This window comes from uncultured Leptotrichia sp. (assembly GCF_938036635.1).
In the GTDB taxonomy this organism is placed as follows: domain Bacteria; phylum Fusobacteriota; class Fusobacteriia; order Fusobacteriales; family Leptotrichiaceae; genus Leptotrichia; species Leptotrichia hongkongensis.
This window is the reverse complement of record NZ_CALHQO010000179.1, coordinates 1-2,225: the sequence shown is the minus strand read 5'-3', so window position 1 is coordinate 2,225 and position 2,225 is coordinate 1. Positions and strand designations below refer to the sequence as shown.

General features: G+C 31.1%; 3 protein-coding genes. All 3 read right to left on the bottom strand.

Annotated elements, in window-relative coordinates:
• Positions 1-817, bottom strand: an 817-nt coding sequence (locus tag Q0370_RS03600; RefSeq protein WP_299572248.1) for an HAD family hydrolase, incomplete at its 3' end; no start/stop codon positions are given.
• Between the two features lie 40 nt (positions 818-857).
• Positions 858-1,214, bottom strand: coding sequence for an FUSC family protein (locus tag Q0370_RS11760; protein WP_367270826.1), 357 nt, complete (start codon positions 1,212-1,214; stop codon positions 858-860).
• Complete coding sequence (locus Q0370_RS03595; RefSeq protein WP_299572246.1) at positions 1,108-1,899, bottom strand: hypothetical protein; 792 nt, start codon at positions 1,897-1,899, stop codon at positions 1,108-1,110. The genes Q0370_RS11760 and Q0370_RS03595 overlap by 107 nt, the downstream gene beginning before the upstream one ends.
• Between the last annotated feature and the right edge of the window lie 326 nt (positions 1,900-2,225).

The window sequence follows — 2,225 nt, the reverse complement described above, 5'->3', positions numbered from 1 at the left end:
TATATTCCTCCAAAAACACTCCAATCCCATCACTATTATTATCCTCCGTAATAAAATCCGCCACACTTTTCGTAAGTTTGCTTCCATTTCCCATAACAACTCCAATTCCAGCATTTTTTACCATGTCGTAGTCATTATCTTCATCACCGAATACACACAGATTTTCCATTGAAAAATTGTGCAAATCAAGGACTTGCTGCAATCCATAAGTTTTTGAAACTCTTGGATCCATGTATTCGTAAAGCACACTTGCCGTTTTTAATGAAGCTGATTTATATTTTTCATTTTTAAAGGTTTTGCTTCTTTCAATTACATCTTTCATTGTTTCAGGATTTGTCATTATCATCAGTTTTTGACGTGGCTCTTTTAAAAATTCCTCAAAATCAAGCACCTTATATTCTACTCCATCCAGTTCAGCCAATAACCTAATATTTTCATCATCTTTAGGCACACATAAAACCCCTTTATCTGGCACGACAAAATTCACATCTAAATCTTCATAATGCTTTATAATGTCCTTTATAAGCTCCCCAGCCAGTGGATAAGCAATTTTCTCAACATTTTTCGTAAAATCACAAATTTCAGAACCCCCTGTTCCCACAATCACATCCACATACTCCGCAATTCCCCATTTTTTCACAAGCTCCTTTACACTATGCATATCTCTTCCCGTACAAAGCCCAAATAAAATCCCTTTGTCTGTAACTTTTCTAATCACTTTCAATGTTTTTGGCGAAACAATCCCATTATCTGTCAAAAGTGTCCCATCCACATCACACATAACTATCTTTATTTTCCCAAAATCCTTTTTTTCCATAAAATCATCCTTTCTTAAATAACTTGTTTTACATATCTATCTAAATTATTTCCCGAATTTTTTCATGATACACTATGTAACCCCCAACAATTCCTATTAAAGAGCCTACTAAAGTGTTAAAAAATCTTCCTTGAATAAATAAAATGTGGTTTTTGCTGAACAATATGCTGGCTTCAGATAAAAAAATTGTCATAGGAGTTATAAAAATCATTGCTATTCCATAATTTCTAGGAACTAAATATTCTACAATAAATTGAAATATTATTATGAGAATACATATTTCCCATGGATTATTTACTAATAAAAGTATTCCCCAACAAAAAATAACTCCTATTAACGTTCCAATAACTCTTTGAATACTTCTTAGAAAAATATGCTGAGTTGAACTTCCTTGCATCACGGCAATGCAGGCAACTGCTACCCAATAGGGATTTGCTAAATTTAAATAGTATCCTTGCTCCTAGGGCTATGCTCAAAAATACTGCAAATATAACTGACTCTATAACATTCTTTTTTATTTCTAACGGAATATGGGGAATATTCATAGTTTTATTCAAACTAGATTTTTTCCCAACAATCAGACAGTATAAAAAAACTATCAAACAAGTTGACAACGTTCCAAAAGTTAAATAACCTATATTCTCTGCAATTTTAGATATTGCTTGATGTGGGATTGAAATAGCAGTTGAGCATAACATTATGAAAAAGAAATCTTTTGGCGGTTTTAATTTAAAGTGCGAAACTGTCCAATGAATGATTCCTGCCGTGATTCCAAAGACTGTAACTGAAATTATTCTATTAAAGCTAAAAATCAATCCTATCGTATATACTGATATAAATCCAAATGAACAGCCTATCAGCATTAGTATTCTTTCAGAAAACGAACCTTCCAATGGAAAGTACACAACCATAATCGCTGCCAATGAAGCAGTAATTCCCAATTTTAGGTTGTTTGACAACAATCCTATTAATATCGGCACTGCCATTGCTAAACTTGCCAATAAAGGCAAATCTTTTGTGTTTTTTATTTCTTTTAATTTTAAAATCTCGCTCAAAATTTTCTTTATATCCTTTTTGATCATCCCATTATCCCCTTCCTAACAACTATATATCTTTTTCTATTTCTATCCCCATTTTATCACATACCCCTTTTATTTTCCAAATCATTTTTCTTAATTAGATAAAAAATACCCTAATCAATTAAGACTAGAGTATCTTTTTCACCTTTTTTACAATTAATTATGAATAAAAATATTTCTTTTTTCATTCAAAATTACTGCACAATCTCTATTTTTTATTTTACAAAGTTTGCGAAATCTTCTGCATATTTTGTAGGGAAAAATTCTGTAATTTCATATTCTGCAATTCTATTTATATTAAACGGGTCTTCTGAAATTATTTTCTTAAC

What these genes read in the sequence shown, in the direction of transcription:
- Q0370_RS11760 (WP_367270826.1), bottom strand. Translation starts at nt 1,214, where the DNA reads ATGCAAGGAAGTTCAACTCAGCATATTTTTCTAAGAAGTATTCAAAGA.
- Q0370_RS03595 (WP_299572246.1), bottom strand. Translation starts at nt 1,899, where the DNA reads ATGATCAAAAAGGATATAAAGAAAATTTTGAGCGAGATTTTAAAATTA.